The following is a 24,322-nucleotide window of genomic DNA, read 5'->3' on the forward strand; positions in this document are numbered from 1 at the left end:
GAATTAAATTGATCTGCCACAGGTTCACTGGAAATAGTTCGGCTTCCTGGGCATTTGAACATTGCGTCGCCATGCCGCTGTGGGTAAATACGATAACAATAGAAAGAATAAGGTTATTGAACCAAAAACAGGTGTTGTTATGAATCGTTTTATTATGGCCAACGCTCAACAGTGTATCGGTTGTCGCGCCTGCGAAGTTGCCTGTGTGATGGCGCACAACGGGGAGCAGCACGCGCTGAGCGAGCGCCATTTTCATCCCCGCATTACGGTCCTTACCTCAGGCTTGCGAAAAAGCCCCGTGACCTGCCACCACTGTGAAAACGCGCCCTGCGCGCAAAGCTGCCCGAACGGAGCCATCACGCAACACAGCGACAGCGTACAGGTCAATCAACAAAAATGCATTGGCTGTAAAGCCTGCGTGGTGGCCTGTCCGTTTGGCACGATGGACATGCTGATCGCCCCGCTGGAAAACGACAGCGTAAAGGCCTCGGCGCACAAATGCGACCTCTGCCTGGAAAGGCCGCAAGGCCCGGCCTGCGTGGAAAACTGCCCGGCGGAGGTGCTTACGCTCGCCACCCCAGCCGTACTGGATAAGCTGGTTAAGCAGCGCCGACAGCGCAGCGCAAGGCTGGACGCGCTGCCGTGGCACAGCGAGGCGGTTCAGTCAGCCCCTCCGCAAACCAAACGGCAACAGATGCAAAACACCCCGGCGCGCGGTGAGCCGGATAAGCTCAGCCCCGAAGCACGCGCATACCATTTTAACGAGATCTACCTGCCGTTTCGCCCGGAACAGGCGCAGCGTGAGGCATCCCGGTGCCTGAAATGTGGCGAGCATAGCATTTGCGAGTGGACCTGCCCGCTGCATAACCACATTCCCCAGTGGATTCAGCGGATCGGGGCGGGGGATATCGTCGGTGCGGCTGAGCTTTCACACCAGACTAACTGTTTACCGGAAATTACCGGCCGCGTCTGCCCACAGGATCGATTATGTGAAGGCGCCTGCACCCTGCGGGATGCGTCAGGGGCAGTAACCATCGGTAATATCGAACGGTATATCTCGGATCGGGCGCTGGCGATGGGCTGGACGCCGGACGTCAGCCACGTTAAGCCGGTCGGTAAGCGCGTCGCCATCATCGGCGCCGGTCCGGCAGGGCTGGCCTGCGCCGACGTGCTGGTGCGCAGCGGCGTCGGCGTGACGGTCTACGACCGCCATCCGGAAATCGGCGGATTGCTGACCTTTGGTATTCCGGCCTTTAAGCTGGATAAATCCCTGTTAGCGCGGCGCAGAGAGATATTCAGCGCGATGGGCATCCGCTTCGAGCTGAACTGCGAGGTGGGAAAAGACGTGTCGATGGCCCAACTGCAAAACGACTACGATGCCCTGTTCATCGGCGTAGGGACCTATCGTTCCATGAAAGCGGGTATCCCTCACGAAGACGCGCCGGGTGTGTACGACGCGCTGCCGTTTTTAGTGGCAAACACGCGGAACGTGATGGGCCTTGATCCTGCCGCAGACGAACCGTTTATCGACACACAGGGTTTAAACGTGGTGGTGCTCGGCGGGGGCGATACGGCGATGGACTGCGTGCGCACCGCGCTGCGGCATGGCGCGGCGAAAGTCACCTGCGCCTATCGGCGGGACGAGGCCAACATGCCGGGCTCAAAGAAAGAGGTTAAAAACGCGAAAGAAGAGGGCGCAGCGTTTGAATTTAATGTCCAGCCGGTTGAGCTCACGCTGGATACCGACGGGAAGGTTAACGGTATCCGGATGCTGCGCACCAGGCTGGGCGAGCCGGATGCGCAGGGGCGGCGGCGTCCTGTCCCGGTGGCGGGCAGTGAGTTTGTCATGCCAGCGGATGCGGTGATCATGGCGTTTGGTTTTAATCCGCACGCCATGCCGTGGCTTCAGGCGCAGGGCGTCGACACCGACGACTGGGGGCGCATCAGGGCCTCCGTGGAGAGCCGTTATCGCTACCAGACCTCGAATCCGCAGATTTTTGCTGGCGGTGATGCGGTACGCGGTGCGGATCTGGTGGTCACCGCGATGGCGGAAGGGCGTCATGCCGCGCAGGGGATCATGGACTGGCTTGGCGTGCCGCCGCGCAACATGCATTAATGCAGACGGGCGACAAAGCGGGCTTCACGGCGTAGTATAAACAGACTCATTTTGCCGTGGAGCCCGTATGTCCCTGAACATTACCGTTATTAAAGACAAAATCCTTTCTGAAAATTACTTTGTCCTGCGTAACATCACTTACGATCTCACCCGTAAGAACGGGGACGTCATTCGCCATAAACGCGAAGTCTACGACCGGGGCAATGGTGCAACCATCCTGCTGTATAACCGTGAAAAGCAAAGCGTGGTGCTGATCCGCCAGTTTCGCATCGCGACATGGGTCAATGGCAACGCGGACGGACGTCTGATTGAAACCTGTGCAGGTCTGCTTGATGACGATGAGCCGGAAGTGTGTATCCGCAAAGAAGCCATTGAGGAGACGGGTTTTGAAGTGGGTGCGGTGCAGAAAGTCTTTGAGCTGTTTATGTCCCCTGGCGGGGTTACCGAGCTGGTTCACTTCTTCATTGCGGAATATACCGATGCTCAGCGCACGCACCGGGGCGGCGGCGTGGACGATGAAGACATTGAAGTGCTGGAAATGCCTTTCGCTCAGGCTGTCGACATGGTGAAACGCGGTGAGATCCGCGACGGTAAAGCGGTGATCCTGTTGCAGTATCTGCAAACCAGCGGGCTGATGAATGCGGCGGCGGAAGCGCAATAAGTTGTATTTCAGATAAATCTATCCGATAAATCCGATTGAGCCAGCCCGCCCAGGGCACGAACATACGCCCCAGATTGACCTATTCGTTTCCGGGGCTGTGCCGTTCATGCGCTACTGCGTTTATCTTCTCTTCTTCATTTGCGTGCTTCCCGCGCCTTTGGTGTGGGCTGCGCCTGCGCAGCAGTCTTTTTCAGACTGGCAGGTGACCTGCAATAACCAGAACTTCTGCGTAGCGCGCAATACCGGCGAGCATCGCGGTCTGGTCATGACGCTGAGCCGCAGTGCGGGGGCAAAAACGGACGCCAGCCTGCGCATCGATCTCGGCGGGCTTTCGGCGCCTCCGGTGAAAGAGCCTGACATCACCCCGCGCCTGCTGCTCGACAATGTGCCGCTTAAACTCACGTCGCAACACTGGCAGTTAGCCCCCTGGCATCTTAAAACAGACGATACGGCCACCATCACCACGTTTCTGAAAACCATTCAGGAAGGGCAGGCGCTGACCCTGCGCGGGGGGAAGCAGACAATTTCTCTGGCCGGTCTGAAAGCGGCGCTGCTGTTTATCGATGCCCAGCAAAAACGCGTCGGAAGTGAAACGGCGTGGATTAAAAAAGGGGATAGTCCACCGCTGAGCGTGCCGCCTGCGCCGGCATTAAAAAAGGTGGCGGTGGTGAACCCCACGCCAACGCCGCTGACGCATAACGAACTCAACGATCTGCTGGATTACGGTACCTGGCGCATGAACCACAGCCAGTGCTCTCTCGATCCGAACCGGCGTGAAGTGCGCGTGACCGCGCTGACCGATGACAAAGCGCTGATGATCATCAGCTGTGAGGCGGGGGCGTACAACACCGTCGACCTGGCGTGGCTGGTGTCGCGTAAAAAACCATTTTCGGCCAGGAGCGTGAGATTGCGTCTGCCGTTTACCCCTTCCAGCCAGAGTAGTGACATGGAGCTGATGAATGCCAGCTTCGACGAAAAAACGCGCGAGCTGACCACGCTGGCGCTGGGACGCGGGATTGGCGACTGTGGGATCCAGACCCGCTGGCGTTATAACGGCCAGCGCTTCCGCCTGGTACGCTACGCGGAAGAGCCAAGCTGTGATAACTGGAATGGGCCAGATGCCTGGCCCACGCTGTGGATCACAAGGTAGGGTTTTGCCGGGTGGCGCTGTCGCTTACCCGGCCTACTTTTTAGAACCGTAGGCCCGGTAAGGCGTAGCCGCCACCGGGCACGAGGGCATCACCGATCGCTCTTACGGAAAAAGTCGTTATACAGCATATACAAATGCGCCGCGCTCCAGGAGAAGTTAGGTGCGCCCTGCTGTGCTCCGGTCAGGGGGTTATAGTTCTCCTGAATCGGGCCGTCCGAGGTTAACCCTTTCGCATGCTTAAAGAAGGTTTCGGCGAGGGTTTGCGCCTGCTCACGATAGCCGTAACGTTCCATGCCTTTTAGTCCAAACCAGAACTGATCGACCCAGACCCGGCCGCGCCAGTATATGTCTGCGCCGAACGCCGGGTTTGTCAGCGCGGCGGTGCCGAGCGGTACCCAGGTATTGAACTCCTTCGGATCCAGCATCACCTTGACCACGGCATCCGCATGTTCCTGCGTCGCGGCACCGTTAAACAGCGGAGACCAGCCTTCCGGCCCTTTACCACGCTCGACGATAGGTTTGCCCGCACAGCCGTTCGCCAGCGGCTTATCCTCGATACGAAGGTCATAGTAAAACCCGCTTTTCGCATCGAACATGCAGGTGTTGATATAGGTTGCGAGCTTATCTGCCAGCTGGCGATAGTGGCTGGCCTCCTGCTCTTTACCCAGCAGGCTCGCCATCTGCGCCAGATAGTGATTGTCGCTGTACATATAGCTTGCCTGGTCAACGGACTCCTGTAATAAGGAATACCCTAACAGATCGCCTTTTTTACTCCTGTTTTCGGCAAATTTAACCGTCCAGTCGCTGCGTTTCCCGCCGTTTTCAACGTACTTATCCAGCTGCGCTTTATCGATAAATCCGAATACGGCGGCATCATCGCGCCCGGACTCCCACGAGGCGGCCACCTGCGCGGGGATCTCCAGGCTGTCGTACTGGCCGTTATCAATTATCCGTGCGTAGTTATTCAGGCCGGAAAGCGACTCTTCTTTATCACCTTTTTTCACCGTGAACAGCATCTCGCCGGTAGCGGTGTTATGGGCCTTATCACGCGTCGCACCGTACTCCGGCACGCCGTTGCCGTTATGATCGCGGTTACGCAGCCACCAGTCGTGATAGGCAACCAGTTTTGGATACATCTCGGCAAGCCAGGCTTTATCCTGCGTGGTGTTATACACCTCCATCACCGACCATGCCGCCAGGCTCGGCTTGGTGTTACGCTCGTTCCAGTTACCGCCGTCGCCGCCTCGTTCCGGGCTCAGGTTCCAGGCGATTAAATCCGGCACAAATCCGGTATCCTGCGGGCGCACCGGATCGTCGGGTTTGATCTGCCAGGAGAAGACCGCGCGGATGTTCTCTTTGGCGATCTCCGGGTTGAAATGCGCCATGGCAAATGCCTGTTTCCAGGTGTCCCACGGCCAGATCTGGTTGCCGGAGAACCAGCGTCCGGTTACGGAGGGCGTCACCGTGTTAAAACGCACCGCGCCGCCTGGCGAACGCCAGTTACCGTTCAACGTCTCGATGGCTTTCACCGCCACGCGCGTTTGTTCTGGAGTCGCGTGCGGGTTGGTTAACCCTTTTTGTAAATACCTCTCCCAGCGCGCTTGCGAGGCGGCCATAAAGTAGGCCGGACGCGCCAGAATGTCGCGGATCTGCGGCTGTTCACGCGCGACGTCATCGGCGTTCAGCAGATGGGAGTAGGTAGTGTACAGCGTGGTGCTGCCGGAAATCTGTGCCCGGCTGGTAAAGCGATGTCCGTCAACGGTGGTCTCGGCAGGAAGAGAGCGGTGTAACTGATATTCGGAACTGCCGGAGGTGAGCAGATCCCAGGTGGAGCGTACCTTGCCGAAGGTCACCTTCAGGCCGTCGCGCGTGGCTACAATTTTACGCTGATAATCAGGATATGCGCTGTCGATGGTTTTATCCGAACGCGGCTTGCCCTCTTTGGCCTCCAGTTTTTCCAGCAGCTCGCCATCCCACACCAGCTCCAGCGGCGTTTTGCTGGTAATACGGGTTTCAAGCAGCGAAGTACGCGCAGAAGCAAAGCGCAGCGTCATCACGATCTGAACATCCCTGGCGCTCAGTTTCTGCACCAACGCGCCAGGGAGGCTGTAGGCTTCAAGGGTGAAATCCACTTTTTTGCCGTTCTGGTACACGGACAGGCGATCAAAATTCGTCGCCATAAAGTTGATGTACTCTTCGGTGAGCAGCGCTACGCCGGGAAATCCGCCCTGGGTCTGCGGCCCGTCCGGCAGCAAATGCCCATGCCAGGCACCCATATCAAAAAAGGGATTAAACCGCTGGTGTTCGTCGTAGTCGAAATCCTGCATGAAGAGCGGCGCGCCGGTACGGTTGATGACGTTTTTGAAGTCAGTTGCGGTGGCGGCGTGAGCCGAAAAACTGAGCGCCAGCGCGCAGGCCAGCGGCGTGAGGACGTATTTCATGGTGGTAGATCCTTTTTACCAGTAGAAGTATTGCATCAGGAAGACCTGATCGCTCGGGTCGCCGGAGGCATTTTTCATATAGAAGCGGCTGTCGGCAGCGGTGGCAAAACGCCCGCCGCCGTACTCGTACCAGATCCCGAACTGCATAAACGAGGTAGTTTTTTCAGCCGCATCGTCCGGACGATGTTTCGCGTAGCTGTAAGCAGTGGAGAGATAAACGCCTTTCAGGGCTTCCACCATGGCGCTGACCATAAATCCGCTCTCCGTGCCGGAGACGTTCTGTCCATCTGCCCGTCCGGTATGATGCCACGCGCGTGCCGCCAGGTTGGGTGTCAAAACGCCTGTTAAAAAGAGCTGGCCTGTACCGTCGGTAATTTCAAGACCGTTCATCCAGGTGACATCTTTCATGATGTCGTACTGAATATAGCCATTCGCCATTGCCGGATAGGTATATTTGTCGTCATAACGATCGTATTTGCCGAAGTGCAGCCAGGCCTTGCTTTCGTCATGGTGACCCGCTGGCGTGGCGGTGACGCTATAGCGCAGGTTGCCGGAGAGGTTTTGCACCTTTAGTGCGTACAAGATGTCGCGGGTGTTGGGGATCACATAACCCAGATCCGGCGTAAAATCGCCCCACCATTGCAGGTCATCGAGAGACGAGTCCTGGCGCAGGCTGAGCATGATCTCGGTGCTGTTATCGGTTTTGTAACCGCCGTAGGAGCGGTTAATCCCACCTTCAAACCCGCCCCAGCTGTGATCGGGCACCCAGGCGTTGCCCTGATGATCCGCCTGTACGGTCCAGCCTTCGCCGTAAATCAGGCCGAACCAGTTCCCCTGTTTTATCTCCAGACCGCCCTCAATATAAGTGCCGTCGCTGTATTTATGTTTATCCTGACCTTCTAAATCCATATACCCACCGACGCCCATCTCGCCATAAAAACGAAATGACGGGGAGGTTATTGCCGGTGTTTTGGTATCGTCATGTTCAGCGGGCCGGGCATCTTCTGCGGCAATAGCAGGGCAGCAGAAAGAGAGGGCAGCGAGTGCCCAAAATGTTTTTTGTTTAATTTTCATAAACTCATCCCAATGAGATAAAATCCATGCCTTTTATTTCAGTTAATATTCGAGGCAGGTGATGCTTCAGTTTTTTATTGTTCTTTTGATAATCCGTTTACGTATTTGCTGTATTTCCACCAGGCAAATCCGAGGAATAAAACAATGCCACCGACGTTATAGAAAATAATCGTCAGAATATTGGCACCGGTAGGGAAAGTGGATGCCACAAAACCAATGGCGAAAATAACAATCAGCATCGACACTATGGTTATACCCGTGGTTCGTGAACCCATCCTGAAATCGCGCGGCAGGTGATCGAGCTTACGACGCAGGTTGAGGTAGGCCAGCATAATAAACAGCGGCGGTAACATGGAGGCCGCAGCGGTCATATTGATGACGGTGTTCATCAGCTCCTGCGCGGTACTGGAGCCCATGGTCGGGATAATCATCAGTGGGATCACAATCAAATACTGGATCCAGGCCGCGCGCGCCGGTACGCCGTTTTCGTTCAGCGCCACGGTTTTCGGACCAAAAATGCCGGTCGGGATCTCCGAGAAAAAGATTTTGACCGGCGTCGCCGTCCACATCAGCAGGGAACCGAACATGGCGGTAAAGGAAACCAGACCGACGAAACGGTTCATCAACACTTCCGGCAGGCCAAACCACACCGCCAGACCGTGGAACACCTGCACCGAACCCCCGGTAAACTTCAACGCTTTGCTGCTGATAAAGACGTTGATCAGTACCGAGGAGATGGAGTACAGCACGCCGATAAAGATCCCCGCCAGGATGATCACTTTAACGAAAGATTTCGAACCGCCTTTCACATCGTTTACGTACACCGCGACGGATTCCGCGCCCCCGGCAGCCATAAATATCCAGGTGGTAATGCCGAGGAATGCCCAGTTAAAATGCGGGATCATCGCGTCGACGGTAATCGGATCAGCGGGCTGCACCCCACCCATTAGCGCCGCGCCCGCCAGCAGAATGTAAGAGAGCGTCAGCAGCAGCATCAGCGTGGAGGTTACAGACGTAATTGGCCCCAGCATCTTCGCCCCGTTGGTGGAGACCCACGTTGAGAAGGCGAACAGCACCATACTTAGCACCGTTGTGGCAAATGGTGTGAGAATGTACTCATAGCCAAGAAAGGCATAAGAGGCATAGGCAATGACGCGCGGTAATAACGAGGTGAAGAAGAATAAATTCACGAACCAGTATGTATAAGCGGTAATAAATGCCCAGCGCCCGCCGAGTGAACTTTTTACCCAGGCATAAACTCCAGCTTCTGAGTTTTTATTCAACGAGACAAACTCAGCGATAATTAAGCAGAACGGGATAAAATAGAACAGGGTTGCTAAAAAGAACATCGGCGCGGAGGCAAGTCCGAGTTCGATATTATTATTGATCACGTTGTTAAAACTAAACACGGCGGCAAAGGTCAGCGACAGCAGGCCGAATTTGCCGATGGTATTGCGTTTGGTGGTTTCAGACATAACGTTTCTCCGGGTAAGAGGCTAGCGGTGCTTCATTGGCACCGCTCGTTTTTTTATTTGTTATGGAAATAACCGTCTTCGATGGTCACATTGAGAATGACTTTTTTGACCGGCTCCTCGCTGATAAAGCGATACGCCTCATGGTTCTCACAAATTACGATCTGCCCCTCGCGCACCTGTTCGGTGGTACCCATGCCTTTCAGGTATTCTCGATCGGTCTCATCGCGGTAACACTCCACTGTCTGAAGCGCATCTTTGGCGGCATATTCAATTTTCTGCGCGCCGTGAAGGTAGTAATGCACCTCGAAATAGCGGCGATGCCCGACAAACAGCGCGTCGGTGCTGGCATCATTGGTCACACGGTAGGCCAGCGAATCGCCAATCGAATGGGCTACGCCGGGCGAGATATTATCGATATTGTTAATGGCTTCTGAGCAGCGCTGCCATTTGCGACCCGTGCGGTAATGCTGTTGAAACTGTTCCAGGCTCTCAAGAACGATCATTTGTCTTCCTCGCTGTGCAAATCCATGGAGAAGAAACCGGTGCCGAATTGCTGGCGTGCCAGCGCCATCGAGGCGATGCGGCCGCCATTGAGCGGGAGCAATGTGAAGCCGTAGCGGAACGGACTGAACCAGACGCGCCAGCTCTCCAGTACCTCACTTCCCCAGGAATTGGAGCCTAAGCCCAGCACCTGGTGGTCAAGATTAAGCGTAATGTCATCGCAGCGGCGCAGTTCGTTGCAGTGCTGTGCGGCGTGAATGTTCTCAGCCGTGTAGTGCCAGGCGCTGAAGTGGAGAGGCTGTTGCGGTACGACCAGCACGCCGCTGCCATGACGATCCGCGAGGGAGGCCCAGCGCACCTGCTGACGGTTGCCGTTGTTTTGCGGGAACGGATAATTTTCAAACATCTCATCAACCGTGGTGTGCCACAGGTCGATGGTGCTGGCCTGCTGGCTGTCCGGATAGTTTTCACCCGGCCCTCGCCCGTAGTAGCTCACCTGATCGAAACCGCCGTTGATGCCAAGCGTAAAGCCGATGCACGGAATGATGTGTGGGTACTCGCCGTAGCGCTCACCGCATAGCTCAACGTTGATCTGCCCGTCGGCGGCGATGCGCCAGCGATAGGTACAGCGCATGCCAAAATCAAACACTGGCGGGGCAATCAGGGTACGGGTGGTGACGATGATCGCATCGTTATGCTGCTCAACCTCGAAACCGCGCAGATGCTCCTGCATGATCTGGAAATGATACGGCTGCCACAGCCCTTCATACTCCTGCTTATGGTTATCAATCATGGGCTTGAAGAAGTTAATCTTCGGCTCACGGGTAAGGTATTCCTCACCGTTCACCTGCCAGGCGCTGAGTTTTCCCGATACTTTAGAGAAGGTCGCGCGGAAGTTATGCCCGGTCACGGTGCAGCTCAGGCGATCTTCCTCCAGACGCAGCGGAGTGGCACTGGTGTTGATAAACGGTGTCGGGCGTGCCGTGCGGCCTTTTAACGGGAACTGATACACCGCGATCTCGTGCCCGACCTCGCTGTAGCGCGTGGGACTGTTTTTGATAATACGTACAGTCAGGAATGCTTCGCGCTCGTCCAGTTCCGGCACGTGCAGGCTGACGCTGCGGGAGCTGTTGGGGGCCAACCCGGTGATGTTCAGTGGCTCGCTGTGCAGCGTTTCACCTTCCGCACGCACCTCCGTGAGCAGGGTGTAATCATCCAGGCTGGTGAACCATAAGCGGTTATCAACGTGCAGCTCACCGTTTTGCCAGCGCAGTTTGACCGGGGCGATCACCTGCTTGTACTCACGCAAACCTTGCCCGGGCGTTTGATCGGAGTAGATCAGCCCGTCGAGGCAGAAGTTGTAATTATTGGGGTAATCACCGAAGTCGCCGCCATAGGCGTACCAGATATTGCCGCTGGCGTCTGTTTTCTGAATACCGTGGTCGCACCACTCCCAGACATAATGCCCCTGAATGCAGTCGTGCCGATCGAACACGTTCTGATACTCGGTCAACCCGCCGGGACCGTTGCCCATCGCATGGGCGTATTCGCAGATAATGCGCGGTTTGGCGTGCGGGTATTCGCCAAACAGATTCATCAGCGGTACGCGGGTATACATGGTGGAGATAATGTCCACCACCTCGGCGTCGCGATCTTCTTCGTAGTGAAGCAGGCGAGTATCATCCAGCGCTTTTGCCGCACGGGCCATCGCGCGGATGTTACAGCCGTAGCCGGACTCGTTTCCGAGCGACCAGATGATGATCGACGGATGATTTTTCTGCGCGTGAATATGGCGTTCGATGCGCTCAACGTAGACCGGCTCCCACACCGGATCGTCCGTAATGCGGCTCAGGTCGCCGACGTTGGCGAAGCCGTGAGACTCCACATCCGTTTCAGCCATTACAAACAGGCCGTACAGGTCGCAAAGCTCGTAAAAGCGCGGGTCGTTCGGGTAGTGGGCGGTACGTACCGAGTTGATATTGTGCTGCTTCATCAGGATCAGGTCGCGCTCCACGCGATCCATCCCCACCGCGCGGCCCCTCAGATGATCGTTGTCATGACGATTGACGCCGTGCAGCTTCAGATAACGGTTGTTAACGTAGAACAGGCCGTCTTTCACCTTGATATCCCGAAACCCGATGCGCTGCGGGATGATTTCCAGCGTCTGGCCATGGTTATCTTTTAAAGTCATGACCAGATGATAAAGATCCGGCGATTCAGCGGACCACTGGCGGGGTTGCCTCACCTCAATGCTGAAGGCGGTTTCCGCACGCTCGCTGACGGTCAGGTTGTCGGTTGTTCCCTTGTGCAGCACTGTCTCGCCGTCGTACAGGGTATAATCCAGTTGAACACAGCCAGGGCGTGCAGCAAGGTTTTCCAGCTCAAGCTGACAGAAGAGGGTGGCATCCCGGTATGCCTCGTCGAAGGTGGTTTTAACCGTGAAATCGCGGACATGCGTGAGTGATTTTCCCAGCAGGTAGACGTCGCGGAATATCCCCGCCGTCCACCACATGTCCTGATCCTCAATGTAGGTGGAATCTGCCCACTGCATAACCCGCACGCACAACAGGTTTTGCCCGCTGTGTACCGCATCGCTGATATCAAACTCGGCAGACAGTCGGCTGCCTTTGCTAAAGCCTATATAGCGGCCATTCACGTAGACTTCGAAATAGGTTTCGACGCCGTCAAACTTGATAAGAGTCTGTTTCTCTTGCCAGCTTTCAGAAAGCGTAAACCAGCGCTGGTATGCCCCGGTCGGGTTGTCTGACGGCACCCATGGTACGTCCACCGGGAAAGGAAAGCCTTCGTCGGTGTACTGCAACTGACCGTGACCTTCCATCTGCCACATGCCCGGCACGGTAATATCGCCCCAGTCGGCCATGTATTCTGAGGTAAAGTTTTCCGGGACAAGCAGCGGGTTCGTGAAGAAGCGAAAGTTCCACTTTCCGCTTAGCGACAGAAAGTGGCTGCTGGCTCCACGCGCAAACGTGCGTGCCCGGGAAACGGTGTCATAAGAGAAGAAGTACGCACGTGGCGGGAGCCGGTTTTCATGCGTGAGTTGAATATTTTCCCAGCGATTCATGTGATCTCCCTGTAGGGGTAAAACATCATTGCTGGAGATTTTAGTAAATATTTTACTAAATAAAATCAGTAAAACCGATTTGCTTTAACTCGATCACGAAATTAAAAAAGCCGGGCGTGCCCGGCGGGAGAGTTAACAGGTGGAAATCAGCGGGTGGTGCCGCGCAGCTTCAGTACGCTCGGGACAAAGACCTGAAGCGGTAGCGCGCGGCCATCGCGGGCCTTTTCCAGCAGCAGATTAACGCCCTGGCTGCCCATCATTTCAGAGTGAATGCGCACGGTGGAAAGAGGCGGGAAGGTAAAGCGGGCGGTTGGAATGTCGTTCACGCTGATCAGTGAAATATCTTCCGGGATCGCCAGCCCTTTTTCGTGGATGGCGCGTAACACCCCGATGGCGATGGAATCGGAGGCCACGAACAAGGCGGAAGGCCAGCACTGTTGTGCCAGCATGATTTTTGCCAGTTCATAACCGGACGAGCTGGAAAAACCGCCGCGCCAGATGTCCTGTTCCGATACCACCCCTTTCAGGAGCCCGTACTCCACGAAGGCGGCTTCCCGAATATCAGCCTTGCCTGGCTCATCTTCGCCGCCGATAAAGCCAATCCGCTTAACTCCCTGAGCAATAAAGAAATCCACGATCTGCTTGCTGATGCGCGAAAGGTCAATATCGACAGAATCGTACTCGCTACCTGGCTCGTGAAAGTCGATAAAACAGACGTTGTCGGTCAACGACATTGCCGCACGTCGAAGCGCAGGGGAGGGTTTGCCTACAATCAACACCCCGGTGAGCTTTTTCAGCTCCGGCAGGGTGGCATTAGCGTAGCAGTTACTCAGTTCGACCCCCAGTTTTTCGCACTGCGTCTCAATGCCGTGGCGAATGGCAAGATAGTAAGGGTCGTTGATCTCCAGTTCCTGCTGGTAGCTGTAGAGCGCCAGAATATGTTGCTGACCGGCAGCGACAGACTGCATTTTACGGGAGGTCGTGCTTTTGTATTCCAGCTTCTCGGCAATCTCCAGAATGCGGTGTTTCGTCTCTTCTTTCACATTCAGCGTCGGGTCATCGTTTAAAACCCGGGATACCGTTGCCAGCGAGACGCCAGCTTCCGTCGCGATGTCTTTCAGCGTTGCCATGTTTGTCCTTATTCCCCACGAGATAGCTTATTGTAAAGGATGCGTTCGGACATGCATTAATTTTTAGTAAATAACATCCCTGTTGCCCTCGCCAGTTATCGTGCTAGTATTTAGTAAAATTTTACCAAGGAGGCAAAAGTGGAAACGGTAGCGTACGATGATTTTGCAAAGCTCGAGATCCGCGTGGGAAAGATTGTTGACGTTAAACGTCACGCCAATGCGGACAAGCTCTATATTGCGCAGATAGAGGTGGGAGGCAGAACGTTGCAAACCGTCACCAGCCTGGTGCCGTATTACCGGGAAGAGGAGCTGATGGGCAAAACGGTGGTGGTGTTGTGTAACCTGGCAAAGGCTAAAATGCGCGGTGAAACATCTGAATGCATGTTGCTCTGCGCGGAAACCGATGACGCCCGAGAAAGTGTGTTATTAACGCCGGAGCGGGTGATGGCGGCAGGGGTAAGAGTGGTGTGAAAAAGCCGGGTGGCGGCTACGCCTTACCCGGCCTACAAAGCCTCGAACCGCAGGCCGGGTAAACGACAGCGTCACCCGGCAAAAGCACTACAGCACGCTTAGCGCCTTCTCCACCACGTTCTCAACGGTAAAGCCGAAATACGGGAACAGCTTGTCGGCCGGGGCGGATTCACCGTAACCATGCATCCCGACAATTGCCCCTTTCAGACCCACGTATTTGTACCAGTAGTCGGCAATGCCAGCTTCAACCGCCACGCGCGCCGCGACGTTTGAAGGCAGCACCGATTCGCGGTACGCCTCATCCTGGGCATCAAAGATATCCGTTGAAGGCAGGGAAACCACGCGCACCGCGTGACCCTCGGCGGTCAGTTTCTCCGCCGCTTTTACTGTGATTTCCACCTCGGAACCGGTGGCGATCAGGATCACGTCTGGCTTGCCGCCGCTGTCTTTCAGGATGTACCCGCCGCGGGCGATATTTTTCACCTGCTCCGGCGTGCGCTCGATCTGCGCCAGGTTCTGGCGCGACAGGATCAGCGCCGTGGGTCCGTTATGACGCTCTACGGCCAGCTTCCAGCCCACTGCCGCTTCCACCTGATCGCAAGGACGCCAGGTGCTGAAGTTTGGCGTTAAGCGCAGGCTTGCCAGCTGCTCTACCGCCTGGTGCGTCGGCCCATCTTCACCCAGCCCGATAGAGTCGTGGGTATACACCATGATTTGCCGCGCCTTCATCAGGGCCGCCATACGCGCCGCGTTACGGGCATATTCGACAAACATCAGGAAGGTGGCAGTGTACGGCACGAAGCCGCCGTGGTGGGCGATGCCGTTGGCAATGGCGGTCATCCCGAACTCGCGCACGCCGTAGTGGATGTAGTTCCCGGCAATGTCCTCCTTCAGGGATTTAGAGCCGGACCAGATGGTGAGGTTACTTGGCGCCAGATCCGCCGAGCCGCCCAGCAGTTCGGGCAGGATTGGGCCAATCGCGTTCAGGGTGTTTTGTGATGCCTTACGGGTGGCAATTTTCGCCGGGTTGGATTGCAGGTTCTCAATCAGCGCATGAGTTTTCTCTTCCCAGTCTTCCGGCAGGCCGCCGCTCATGCGGCGGGTAAACTCAGCCGCCAGCTCCGGATACGCTTTTTTGTAGGCGGCAAACTTCTCGTTCCAGGCCTGCTGCGCTTTTTCACCTGTTTCGCGAGCATCCCAGGCCTTGTAGATCTCTTTTGGGATCTCAAAGGCCGGGTGTTTCCAGCCCAGTTTCTGGCGGGTCAGCGCCACTTCCTCTTCACCCAGCGCCGCGCCGTGCGCCTCCTCTTTGCCCGCTTTGTTCGGCGAGCCGAAGCCGATGGTGGTGCGGCAGATGATCAGGGACGGTTTGTCCTTCACGCTCTGCGCTTCCTGAATCGCTTTTTTCACCGCCTCAGGATCGTGACCGTCGATCTCGTGCACTACGTGCCAGTGATAGGCTTCAAAGCGTTTCGCCGTATCGTCGGTAAACCAGCCCTCGGTTTCCCCGTCAATGGAGATACCGTTGTGATCGTAGAAGCCAATCAGCTTGCCCAGCCCCAGGGTGCCCGCCAGAGAACAGACCTCGTGAGAGATCCCCTCCATCAGACAGCCGTCGCCCATAAAGACATAGGTATAGTGATCGACAATCTCGTGGTCGGGCTGGTTGAACTGCGCGGCCAGCGTACGTTCGGCAATCGCCAGGCCAACGGCATTCGCCAGCCCCTGGCCCAGCGGGCCGGTAGTGGTTTCAACGCCCGGCGTATAGCCGATCTCCGGGTGGCCCGGCGTTTTGGAGTGCAGTTGGCGGAAGTTTTTTAATTCCTCAAGCGGCAGATCGTAGCCGGAAAGGTGCAGCAGGCTGTAGAGCAGCATCGAGGCGTGCCCGTTGGAAAGAATAAAACGGTCGCGGTCGTACCAGGTCGGATCGGTAGGGTTGTGCTTCAGGAAGTCGTTCCACAGCACTTCGGCGATATCAGCCATCCCCATGGGGGCGCCAGGGTGGCCGGAATTGGCTTTTTGTACGGCATCCATGCTGAGGGCGCGAATGGCGTTGGCGAGCTCTTTACGGGACATAGTTCACTCCGTGGCAAGGTTAAAGTTTGGCGGCGAGAAGATCTTCGAGTTTGCGCTGGTCGACGGCGAACTGACGGATGCCGTCCGCCAGTTTTTCCACGGCCATTGGATCCTGATTGTGCTCCCAGCGGAATTCCGCTTCGGTCATGGGTTTTGGTTTTGGCAGAACGGTGGAGGTTGGCACCAGCTTGCGGATCACCGTCTCTTCACTCTCCTGAAGCTTCTTCAGCAGGTCTGGGGAGATGGTCAGCCGGTCGCAGCCCGCGAGCGCGAGGATCTGCTCGGTGCGGCGGAAGCTGGCCCCCATCACGATGGTCTCGTAGCGGTGCTGCTTGTAATAATCGTAGATATTACGCACCGATTTCACGCCGGGATCTTCGTCCACCACATACGGATCCATCGGCTGTTTTGCCTGATACCAGTCGTAGATACGCCCGACAAACGGTGAAATCAGGAACACGCCCGCTTCGGCGCAGGCACGCGCCTGGGCGAAGGAGAACAGCAGCGTCAGGTTACAGTTGATCCCCTCTTTCTCCAGCACTTCCGCCGCGCGGATGCCTTCCCAGGTGGAGGCAAGCTTGATCAGGATGCGTGATTTATCGATCCCCTGCTCCTGGTAGAGTTCCACCAGGCGGCGAGCCTTGCTAATGCTCTTTTCCTGGTCGAATGAGAGGCGGGCATCCACTTCGGTGGAGACGCGTCCCGGTATGCTTTTAAGAATTTCCGCACCGATATTGACCGCCAGCTTGTCACTGGCTTCGGCGACCTGCTGCTCCTGCGTTTTACCGCGCTGTTTGCCGTAGGCTAGGGCGTCATCAATCAGATGACTAAAGTGCGCAAGACCGGCCGCCTTGAGCAGCAGCGAGGGGTTGGTGGTCGCGTCTTCCGGCTGGTAGTGACGAATCGATTCGATGTCGCCGCTGTCTGCAACCACGGTGGTAAATTGTTTGATGCCGTCTAGCTGGTTCATAATTACTCCTTGGAAATAAAAGAGTTAGTCGAGTGCGTCAGGTCACACTTCTGAGAAAATCATGATGGACTTAACAAAAAAGCATAGCAGACGGGGGAGGCATTGCTGTCTGAGACGGGTAACATGGCTGTTATAAATTGATAACAATTTTTATTCTGCAATGGTGAGAGTTTGGCAGCCTTCAAAGTTTAGGAGCCTGCCTGCGGCGATACTATGCGGCACACCAGGGTGTGCATAGGAACGTCAACATCACCCTTTTTGACCGAAACGTGAAAGGAATAACAAGATGGATGATCAGTTAAAACAAAGCGCTCTCGATTTTCACGAGTTTCCTGTTCCGGGTAAAATCCAGGTATCCCCGACCAAACCGCTGGCGACCCAGCGCGATCTGGCGCTGGCCTACTCGCCAGGCGTAGCTGCCCCGTGCCTTGAAATCGAAAAAGATCCGCTGGCAGCGTACAAATACACCGCCCGTGGCAACCTGGTGGCCGTTATCTCTAACGGTACGGCGGTACTGGGGTTAGGGAACATTGGCGCGCTGGCCGGTAAGCCGGTGATGGAAGGGAAGGGCGTTCTGTTTAAGAAATTTGCCGGTATCGACGTCTTTGATATCGAAGTGGACGAACTGGACCCGGATAAATTCATCAACGTGGTGGCGGCGCTGGAGCCGACCTTCGGCGGCATCAACCTGGAAGACATCAAAGCGCCGGAATGTTTCTATATCGAGCAGAAGCTGCGCGAGCGTATGAACATTCCCGTGTTCCATGACGACCAGCACGGCACGGCGATTATCAGTACCGCCGCCATTCTGAACGGCCTGCGCGTGGTCGAGAAAAACCTCTCCGACGTGCGCATGGTGGTCTCCGGCGCTGGCGCCGCGGCCATCGCCTGTATGAACCTGCTGGTGGCGCTGGGCATGCAGAAACACAACATCGTGGTCTGCGACTCCAAAGGCGTGATTTACAAAGACCGCGAGCCAAACATGGCGGAAACCAAGGCGGCCTATGCGGTGGAAGACGACGGCAAGCGCACGCTAGAAGACGTCATTGAAGGTGCCGACATTTTCCTCGGCTGTTCAGGCCCGAAAGTACTGACCCAGGAAATGGTGCAGAAGATGGCGCGCGCGCCAATGATCCTGGCCCTGGCGAACCCGGAGCCGGAAATTCTGCCGCCGCTGGCGAAGGCAGTGCGTGAAGACGCGATCATCTGTACCGGACGTTCGGACTACCCGAACCAGGTGAACAACGTGCTCTGCTTCCCGTTCATCTTCCGCGGTGCGCTGGACGTTGGCGCTACGGCAATCAACGAAGAGATGAAGCTTGCCGCCGTTCATGCTATCGCAGAGCTGGCGCACGCCGAGCAGAGCGAAGTGGTGGCCTCCGCCTACGGCGATCAGGATCTGAGCTTCGGCCCGGACTACATTATCCCTAAACCATTTGACCCGCGTCTGATCGTGAAGATCGCGCCAGCGGTGGCCAAAGCGGCGATGGACTCTGGCGTGGCGACGCGGCCGATTGAAGATTTCGATGCCTACGTCGATAAACTCACCGAGTTCGTCTACAAAACCAACCTGTTTATGAAGCCGATCTTCTCCCAGGCGCGCGCTGACGCGAAGCGCGTGGTGCTGGCGGAAGGGGAAGAGGCGCGCGTGCTGCACGCCACGCAGGAGCTGATCACCTTAGGGCTGGCGAAACCGATCCTGATTGGTCGTCCGAGCGTGATCGAGATGCGTATTCAGAAGCTGGGCCTGCAAATTAAGCCGGGCGTCGACTTTGAGATCGTCAATAACGAATCCGATCCGCGCTTCAAAGAGTACTGGAACGAATACTATTCGATTATGAAGCGTCGGGGGATCACCCAGGAGCAGGCGCAGCGGGCGGTGATCAGCAACACCACGGTGATCGGCGCGATCATGGTTCACCGCGGTGAGGCGGATGCGCTGATCTGCGGGACCATCGGCGAGTACCATGAGCATTTCAGCGTGGTGCAGGAGATCTTCGGCTATCGCGAGGGTGTTCATACTGCCGGCGCAATGAACGCGCTGCTGCTGCCAAGCGGTAACACCTTTATCGCCGATACCTACGTCAACAACGATCCTTCCCCGGACGAACTGGCGGAAATCACCGTGATGGCGGCGGAAACCGTGCGCCGCTTTGGTATCGAGCCGAAAGTGGCGCTGCTGTCGCATTCTAACTTCGGGTCATCCAAATCCGCGGCGGCGTGCAAAATGCGCCAGACGCTGGACCTGGTGCGCGAGCGTGCGCCGGAACTGATGATCGACGGCGAGATGCACGGCGACGCCGCGCTGGTGGAGAGCATTCGTAATGAACGTATGCCGGACAGCCCGCTGAAAGGCTCCGCGAACGTGCTGATTATGCCGAACGTAGAAGCGGCGCGTATCAGCTATAACCTGCTGCGCGTGTCGAGTTCTGAAGGGGTGACCGTAGGGCCAGTGCTGATGGGGGTGTCAAAACCGGTACATGTGTTAACGCCGATTGCCTCCGTGCGTCGTATCGTCAACATGGTGGCGCTGGCGGTGGTTGAGGCGCAGACGCAGCCGCTGTAAGCGCTGCGTGTCGGGTGGCGCGTTCGCTTACCCGACCTACGGGACTCGTAGGCCGGATAAGCGCAGCGCCATCCGGCAGTTACACCCAGTTCCGAACCCGAATAAACTCACGCAAGGCAGCCTCCGGGCTGCCTTCTTTGGGTTCAAAGCTGTATTCCCAGCGCACCAGCGGCGGCATCGACATCAGAATGGACTCCGTGCGCCCACCGGTTTGCAGGCCAAACAGCGTCCCGCGATCCCATACCAGGTTAAACTCCACGTAACGCCCGCGGCGGTACAGCTGGAACTCACGCTCGCGAACGCCGTAGTCGGTGTTTTTGCGGCGTTCGACAATCGGCAGATAGGCATCGGTAAAGCCTTTACCCACTGCGCGCATAAAGCTGAACGCGGTATCAAAATCCGGCGTGTTGAGATCGTCAAAGAACAGCCCGCCGATGCCGCGTTGCTCGTCGCGATGCTTCAGATAGAAATAATCATCGCACCACTTTTTGTATTTCGGGTAAACGTCTTCGCCAAACGGCAGGCAGAGGTCGCGCGCGGTGGTGTGCCAGTGCACGGCGTCCTCTTCGAAGCCATAGTAAGGCGTTAAGTCGAAACCGCCGCCAAACCACCAGACCGGATCGGCCCCCGGTTTTTCCGCGATGAAAAAGCGCACGTTGGCGTGGCTGGTTGGCACAAACGGGTTATGCGGATGCACCACCAGCGAGACGCCCATCGCCTCGAAGCTGCGGCCCGCCAGTTCAGGCCGATGCGCCGTGGCGGACGCCGGCATTGCATCACCGTGGACGTGGGAGAAGTTGACCCCGGCCTGTTCAAAAATGCCACCGTTACGCAGCACGCGGCTGCGTCCACCGCCGCCCGCTTCGCGCTGCCAGGCATCTTCCTGAAATTCACCGCCGTCTGCGGCGGCCAGTTTCTGGCAAATCGCGTCCTGTAACTGCATCAGGAAAGTTTTGACCAGTTGTGCATTCGGTTTCATCAACGTTTCCTGGAGTGCGCTTTTTGATTATCGAACCAGTTGAAATAACTGATGACCCCGGAGGCGATAGCGTTCGCGATCTTCTGACGAAACGCCGTGGTGCCGAGTAAACGCTCCTCTTCCGGGTTGGTAATGAACGAGGTTTCAACCAGCACGGACGGAATGGACGGGGACTTCAGCACCACAAACGCGGCCTGCTCGGTGCTTTTACTGTGCAGACGGTGCACGGGCTTAATCCGTTTAAGGATATGCGAGCCGAGCGTCAGGCTGTTTTTGATGGTATCGGTCTGCACGAGATCAAACAGAACCTGCTGCAACAGATGGTCTTTGTCGGTGGCTTTTTTCCCGGCCACTTCATCCGCCCGGTTTTCGCGATCGGAGAGGTATTTCGCCATGGCGCTACTGGCGCCACGGTTGGAGAGGGCGAACACCGATGCGCCTGCGGCGGAAGGGTTTGTGAAGCCATCCGCGTGAATGGACATAAACAGGTCGGCGCCGTGCTTATGGGCAATTTCCACGCGATCGTACAGCGGGATAAACGTGTCGCCCGTGCGCGTCAGGCGGGCGTCAATGCCGTTGCTGCGTAAAATTGCGCGCACATTTTTTGCAATTGCCAGCACGACGTGTTTTTCTTTCGACCCGTTTCCGCCAATGGCGCCGGTGTCGATCCCGCCGTGGCCCGGATCGAGCATGACCAGACGCTTTGCGCCGGCTTTTTTGGTTTTCGGCTTGCTGTGTCCGTTACTGGTTTTAAGCGAGCTCTCTTCTTTTGCCTGAGCCTGCTTTGCGATGCCTGTTAACGTTAAGGCCGCCAGCCCCGCTTTGAGAACCTGACGACGCGATGTGAGTGCTTTTAATGGTTTGAATGTGCTCATGCGGCCTGAATTGTAAAAATTGGGGTCCTGGTGTTATATCGTATCGCGTTTTGCGTGACGACATTCCTTATTGAGAATTGTTTTACTTTTCATTTCAATACGTGACAAAGTGACATTATGCCAAATTTTGGCGAGTTTTTCCCCGGTTATTGGCTAAATGCCCTGTTCACGCCATAATCACTGTTTTTAAACCCGAAAAGGCGGTTAATACCATGGAGATACGCGTTTTTCGCCAGGAAGATTTCGAAGAGGTGATCACCCTTTGGGAGCGCTGCGATCTGCTGCGTCCGTGGAACGATCCGGAAATGGACATCGAACGGAAGGTGAATCACGACGTCAGTCTGTTTCTGGTCGCTGAGGTCAACGGCGAGGTGGTCGGGACGGTAATGGGCGGGTACGACGGCCACCGCGGGTCGGCCTACTATCTGGGCGTGCACCCGGAATATCGCGCGCGCGGCATCGCCAACGCGCTGCTTAACCGTCTGGAAAAGAAACTGATCGCCCGTGGCTGCCCGAAAATCCAGATTATGGTGCGGGAAGATAACGACGTGGTGCTGGGCATGTATGAACGTCTGGGCTACGAGCACGCGGATGTACTGACGCTGGGTAAGCGCCTGATCGAAGATGAAGAGTACTGAGTTTCACCCTGGCGACTATGATGTTCACGGTCGTCTGCGTCTGCCTTTTTTATTCTGGTGCGTTCTGCTGTTGCAGGCCCGCACCTGGGTGCTGTTCGTGATAGCTGGCGCGTCACGCGGGCAGGGCGATACGCTACTGAATCTTTTTTATCCCGATCACGATGCATTCTGGCTGGGGTTACTGCCCGGTGTACCGGCGGTGCTGGCGTTCCTGTGCAGCGGTCGGCGGCAGTTCCTCCCGCGCTTCTGGCGCGCGCTTCGCTGGCTGTTAATTCTGGCGCAGGTTGTGCTCCTGGTCTGGCAGCCCGTGCTCTGGCTGTACGGCGAGCCGCTTTCCGGTATCGGGATTGCGCTGGTGGTGGCGGATATTGTCGCGCTGCTGTGGCTGGTCACGAACCCCCGTTTACGCGCCTGTTTTACGCAAGAGTCAGATTAAAACGGCACTTTTTGCCGATACTGCACTCCAACAAGCGTTGATTTACTACGTAAGGACGTCTCAATGAAATCGCTGCGTTTACTTTTATGCGCTCTCCCGCTGGCGTTAACCGGCTGTTCCACGCTCTCATCCATCAACTGGTCTGCGGCCTATCCGTGGAACTGGTTTGGCTCCTCAACGGAAGTGACCGAGCAGGGCGTGGGCAAAATCACCGCCTCGACGGCGCTGGATCAGGATGCCATTCAGGAGGCCATCGGCAGTGATTATCGCCTGCGCAGCGGCATGAAAACCGAGAACGGCAACATCGTGCGCTATTTCGAAGCGTTGAAAGACGACAAGGTGGCGATGGTCATCAACGGCGATAAAGGTACGGTCAACCGCATTGCGGTGATGGATGAAGAGATTCCGACCTCAGGTGGCGTGAAGGTAGGTACGCCGTTTGGCGAGCTCTACCAGAAAGCGTTTGGCCACTGCGCCAGCGTGCCGTCGGATGACAGCGTGGCGGTCGAGTGTAAGGCCGACGGCAGCCAGCACATTAGCTATGTATTCAGCGGCGCCTGGAACGGTCCGGAAGGGTTAATGCCGTCTGACGACACCCTGAAAAAGTGGAAAGTGAGCAAAATTATCTGGAAGCAGTAATTTGCGCCTGAGCAAGCCGCCTCGCTGAAATCCAGGTATAATAGCCGCCATCAATGCCACGCTGTCGTGGCATCTTTTTTCAGGAGGAGCGATGTCTCAGGTTCAGAGTGGCATTTTGCCAGAACATTGCCGCGCGGCGATTTGGATTGAAGCCAATGTCAAAGGGGACGTGGATGCCCTGCGCGCGGCCAGCAAAATTTTCGTTGATAAACTGGCCACCTTTCAGGCCAAATTCCCCGAAGCCCATCTGGGCGCGGTGGTTGCCTTTGGCAATACCGTCTGGCGTCAGCTGAGCGGCGGCGAAGGCGCAGAAGAGCTGAAAGACTTTATTCCTTATGGCAAAGGTCTTGCGCCCGCCACCCAGTATGACGTCCTGATTCATATCCTCTCCCTGCGCCATGACGTGAATTTCTCCGTCGCTCAGGCAGCGATTGAGGCCTTTGGTGACAGCATCGACGTGCAGGAAGAGATCCACGGTTTCCGCTGGGTGGAAGAGCGCGATTTGAGCGGCTTCGTCGACGGCACCGAAAACCCGGCCGGGGAAGAGACGCGTCGCGAGGTGGCTGTAATCAAGGATGGCGTGGACGCGGGCGGCAGCTACGTGTTCGTCCAGCGCTGGGAGCATAACCTCAGGCAGCTCAACCGCATGAGCGTGCATGATCAGGAGATGATGATTGGCCGCACCAAAGACGCCAATGAAGAGATTGACGGCGATGCGCGTCCGGTCACGTCCCACCTGACCCGCGTTGACCTTAAAGAAGACGGTAAGGGGCTGAAGATTGTTCGCCAGAGCCTGCCGTACGGCACCGCGAGCGGTACGCACGGCCTGTACTTCTGCGCTTACTGTGCACGCCTCTACAACATCGAACAACAGCTGCTGAGCATGTTTGGCGATACCGACGGCAAGCGTGACGCCATGCTGCGCTTCACCCGTCCGGTGACCGGCGGCTACTACTTTGCGCCGTCCGTTGAGCGCCTGCTGGCGCTGTAAATCGCTCTCCATTCGTAGGCCGGGTTAGCGTTAGCGCCACCCGGCAATTTC

The 24,322-nt window shown here is 56.5% G+C and carries 19 protein-coding genes; 9 read left to right on the forward strand and 10 right to left on the reverse strand.

Annotated features, from left to right (window positions below):
* Positions 1-139: 139 nt before the first annotated feature.
* The 3 genes from aegA to ACOTWU_RS15075 all read left to right on the forward strand — a co-directional run bounded on the left by aegA (position 140) and on the right by ACOTWU_RS15075 (position 3,927).
* The gene (gene aegA, locus ACOTWU_RS15065; RefSeq protein ID WP_116481206.1) at positions 140-2,116 is read left to right on the forward strand and encodes a formate-dependent uric acid utilization protein AegA; all 1,977 of its coding nucleotides are present in this window, start codon (positions 140-142) and stop codon (positions 2,114-2,116) included.
* A 67-nt stretch (positions 2,117-2,183) separates the two neighbouring features.
* The gene (gene nudK / locus ACOTWU_RS15070) at positions 2,184-2,777 is read left to right on the forward strand and encodes a GDP-mannose pyrophosphatase NudK (RefSeq protein ID WP_047741434.1); all 594 of its coding nucleotides are present in this window, start codon (positions 2,184-2,186) and stop codon (positions 2,775-2,777) included.
* 106 nt (positions 2,778-2,883) lie between these two features.
* Positions 2,884-3,927, forward strand: coding sequence for a DUF1176 domain-containing protein (locus ACOTWU_RS15075; protein ID WP_045333802.1), 1,044 nt, complete (start codon positions 2,884-2,886; stop codon positions 3,925-3,927).
* Positions 3,928-4,016: 89 nt separating this feature from the next.
* Here the strand turns inward: ACOTWU_RS15075 and ygjK are convergent, their stop codons facing one another.
* The 6 genes from ygjK to ebgR all read right to left on the reverse strand — a co-directional run bounded on the left by ygjK (position 4,017) and on the right by ebgR (position 13,630).
* Entirely contained in the window at positions 4,017-6,368 is a 2,352-nt protein-coding gene (gene ygjK, locus ACOTWU_RS15080; RefSeq protein ID WP_421625785.1) for an alpha-glucosidase, read from the reverse strand.
* 15 nt (positions 6,369-6,383) lie between these two features.
* Entirely contained in the window at positions 6,384-7,442 is a 1,059-nt protein-coding gene (gene ygjJ / locus ACOTWU_RS15085; RefSeq protein WP_126498879.1) for a protein YgjJ, read from the reverse strand.
* Positions 7,443-7,516: 74 nt separating this feature from the next.
* Positions 7,517-8,917 carry an amino acid permease gene (locus ACOTWU_RS15090; RefSeq protein ID WP_126498878.1) on the reverse strand — a complete coding sequence of 467 codons (1,401 nt, stop codon included), beginning with the start codon at positions 8,915-8,917 and terminating at the stop codon, positions 7,517-7,519.
* Between the two features lie 53 nt (positions 8,918-8,970).
* Entirely contained in the window at positions 8,971-9,420 is a 450-nt protein-coding gene (locus ACOTWU_RS15095) for a beta-galactosidase subunit beta (protein ID WP_126498877.1), read from the reverse strand.
* Positions 9,417-12,500 carry a beta-galactosidase subunit alpha gene (gene ebgA, locus ACOTWU_RS15100; RefSeq protein ID WP_126498876.1) on the reverse strand — a complete coding sequence of 1,028 codons (3,084 nt, stop codon included), beginning with the start codon at positions 12,498-12,500 and terminating at the stop codon, positions 9,417-9,419. The genes ACOTWU_RS15095 and ebgA overlap by 4 nt, the downstream gene beginning before the upstream one ends.
* Positions 12,501-12,646: 146 nt before the next feature.
* On the reverse strand, positions 12,647-13,630 hold the full coding sequence (ebgR, locus tag ACOTWU_RS15105; RefSeq protein WP_015572215.1) for a transcriptional regulator EbgR: 984 nt from the start codon (positions 13,628-13,630) through the stop codon (positions 12,647-12,649).
* A gap of 138 nt (positions 13,631-13,768) precedes the next feature.
* On the opposite strand from ebgR, the gene ACOTWU_RS15110 reads away from it, so the two are divergent.
* Positions 13,769-14,101, forward strand: a complete 333-nt coding sequence (locus ACOTWU_RS15110) for a tRNA-binding protein (protein ID WP_048219698.1) — start codon at positions 13,769-13,771, stop codon at positions 14,099-14,101.
* Between the two features lie 87 nt (positions 14,102-14,188).
* On the opposite strand, the gene tkt is transcribed toward ACOTWU_RS15110, so the two are convergent.
* Positions 14,189-16,177, reverse strand: coding sequence for a transketolase (gene tkt / locus ACOTWU_RS15115; RefSeq protein ID WP_023295116.1), 1,989 nt, complete (start codon positions 16,175-16,177; stop codon positions 14,189-14,191).
* 19 nt (positions 16,178-16,196) lie between these two features.
* Entirely contained in the window at positions 16,197-17,147 is a 951-nt protein-coding gene (gene tal, locus ACOTWU_RS15120; protein WP_015572217.1) for a transaldolase, read from the reverse strand.
* A gap of 286 nt (positions 17,148-17,433) precedes the next feature.
* Between tal and maeB the strand changes: the two genes are divergently transcribed.
* Positions 17,434-19,713, forward strand: coding sequence for an NADP-dependent oxaloacetate-decarboxylating malate dehydrogenase (gene maeB / locus ACOTWU_RS15125; protein ID WP_126498875.1), 2,280 nt, complete (start codon positions 17,434-17,436; stop codon positions 19,711-19,713).
* Positions 19,714-19,792: 79 nt separating this feature from the next.
* Here maeB and hemF read toward each other — a convergent pair whose 3' ends face one another.
* Together hemF and amiA are read right to left on the reverse strand one after the other, a co-directional pair.
* Positions 19,793-20,692, reverse strand: a complete 900-nt coding sequence (gene hemF / locus ACOTWU_RS15130; RefSeq protein ID WP_033487426.1) for an oxygen-dependent coproporphyrinogen oxidase — start codon at positions 20,690-20,692, stop codon at positions 19,793-19,795.
* The gene (gene amiA / locus ACOTWU_RS15135) at positions 20,692-21,567 is read right to left on the reverse strand and encodes an N-acetylmuramoyl-L-alanine amidase AmiA (protein ID WP_032669416.1); all 876 of its coding nucleotides are present in this window, start codon (positions 21,565-21,567) and stop codon (positions 20,692-20,694) included. Before amiA ends, hemF begins: the two co-directional genes overlap by 1 nt.
* Before the next feature lie 212 nt (positions 21,568-21,779).
* Between amiA and ACOTWU_RS15140 the strand changes: the two genes are divergently transcribed.
* The 4 genes from ACOTWU_RS15140 to ACOTWU_RS15155 all read left to right on the forward strand — a co-directional run bounded on the left by ACOTWU_RS15140 (position 21,780) and on the right by ACOTWU_RS15155 (position 24,271).
* Positions 21,780-22,205 (forward strand): GNAT family acetyltransferase, encoded by a 426-nt coding sequence (locus ACOTWU_RS15140; protein ID WP_003861292.1) that lies wholly within the window; start codon positions 21,780-21,782, stop codon positions 22,203-22,205.
* Positions 22,192-22,641, forward strand: coding sequence for a DUF2919 domain-containing protein (locus tag ACOTWU_RS15145; RefSeq protein ID WP_126498874.1), 450 nt, complete (start codon positions 22,192-22,194; stop codon positions 22,639-22,641). The genes ACOTWU_RS15140 and ACOTWU_RS15145 overlap by 14 nt, the downstream gene beginning before the upstream one ends.
* A 63-nt stretch (positions 22,642-22,704) precedes the next feature.
* On the forward strand, positions 22,705-23,280 hold the full coding sequence (locus ACOTWU_RS15150; RefSeq protein WP_032102764.1) for an RpoE-regulated lipoprotein: 576 nt from the start codon (positions 22,705-22,707) through the stop codon (positions 23,278-23,280).
* A 91-nt stretch (positions 23,281-23,371) separates the two neighbouring features.
* Entirely contained in the window at positions 23,372-24,271 is a 900-nt protein-coding gene (locus ACOTWU_RS15155; RefSeq protein ID WP_017383480.1) for a Dyp-type peroxidase, read from the forward strand.
* Positions 24,272-24,322: the final 51 nt, after the last annotated feature.

Origin of the sequence: Enterobacter cloacae complex sp. GYL001 (assembly GCF_049237125.1) — a bacterium.
Taxonomy (GTDB): Bacteria; Pseudomonadota; Gammaproteobacteria; order Enterobacterales; family Enterobacteriaceae; genus Enterobacter; species Enterobacter hormaechei_C.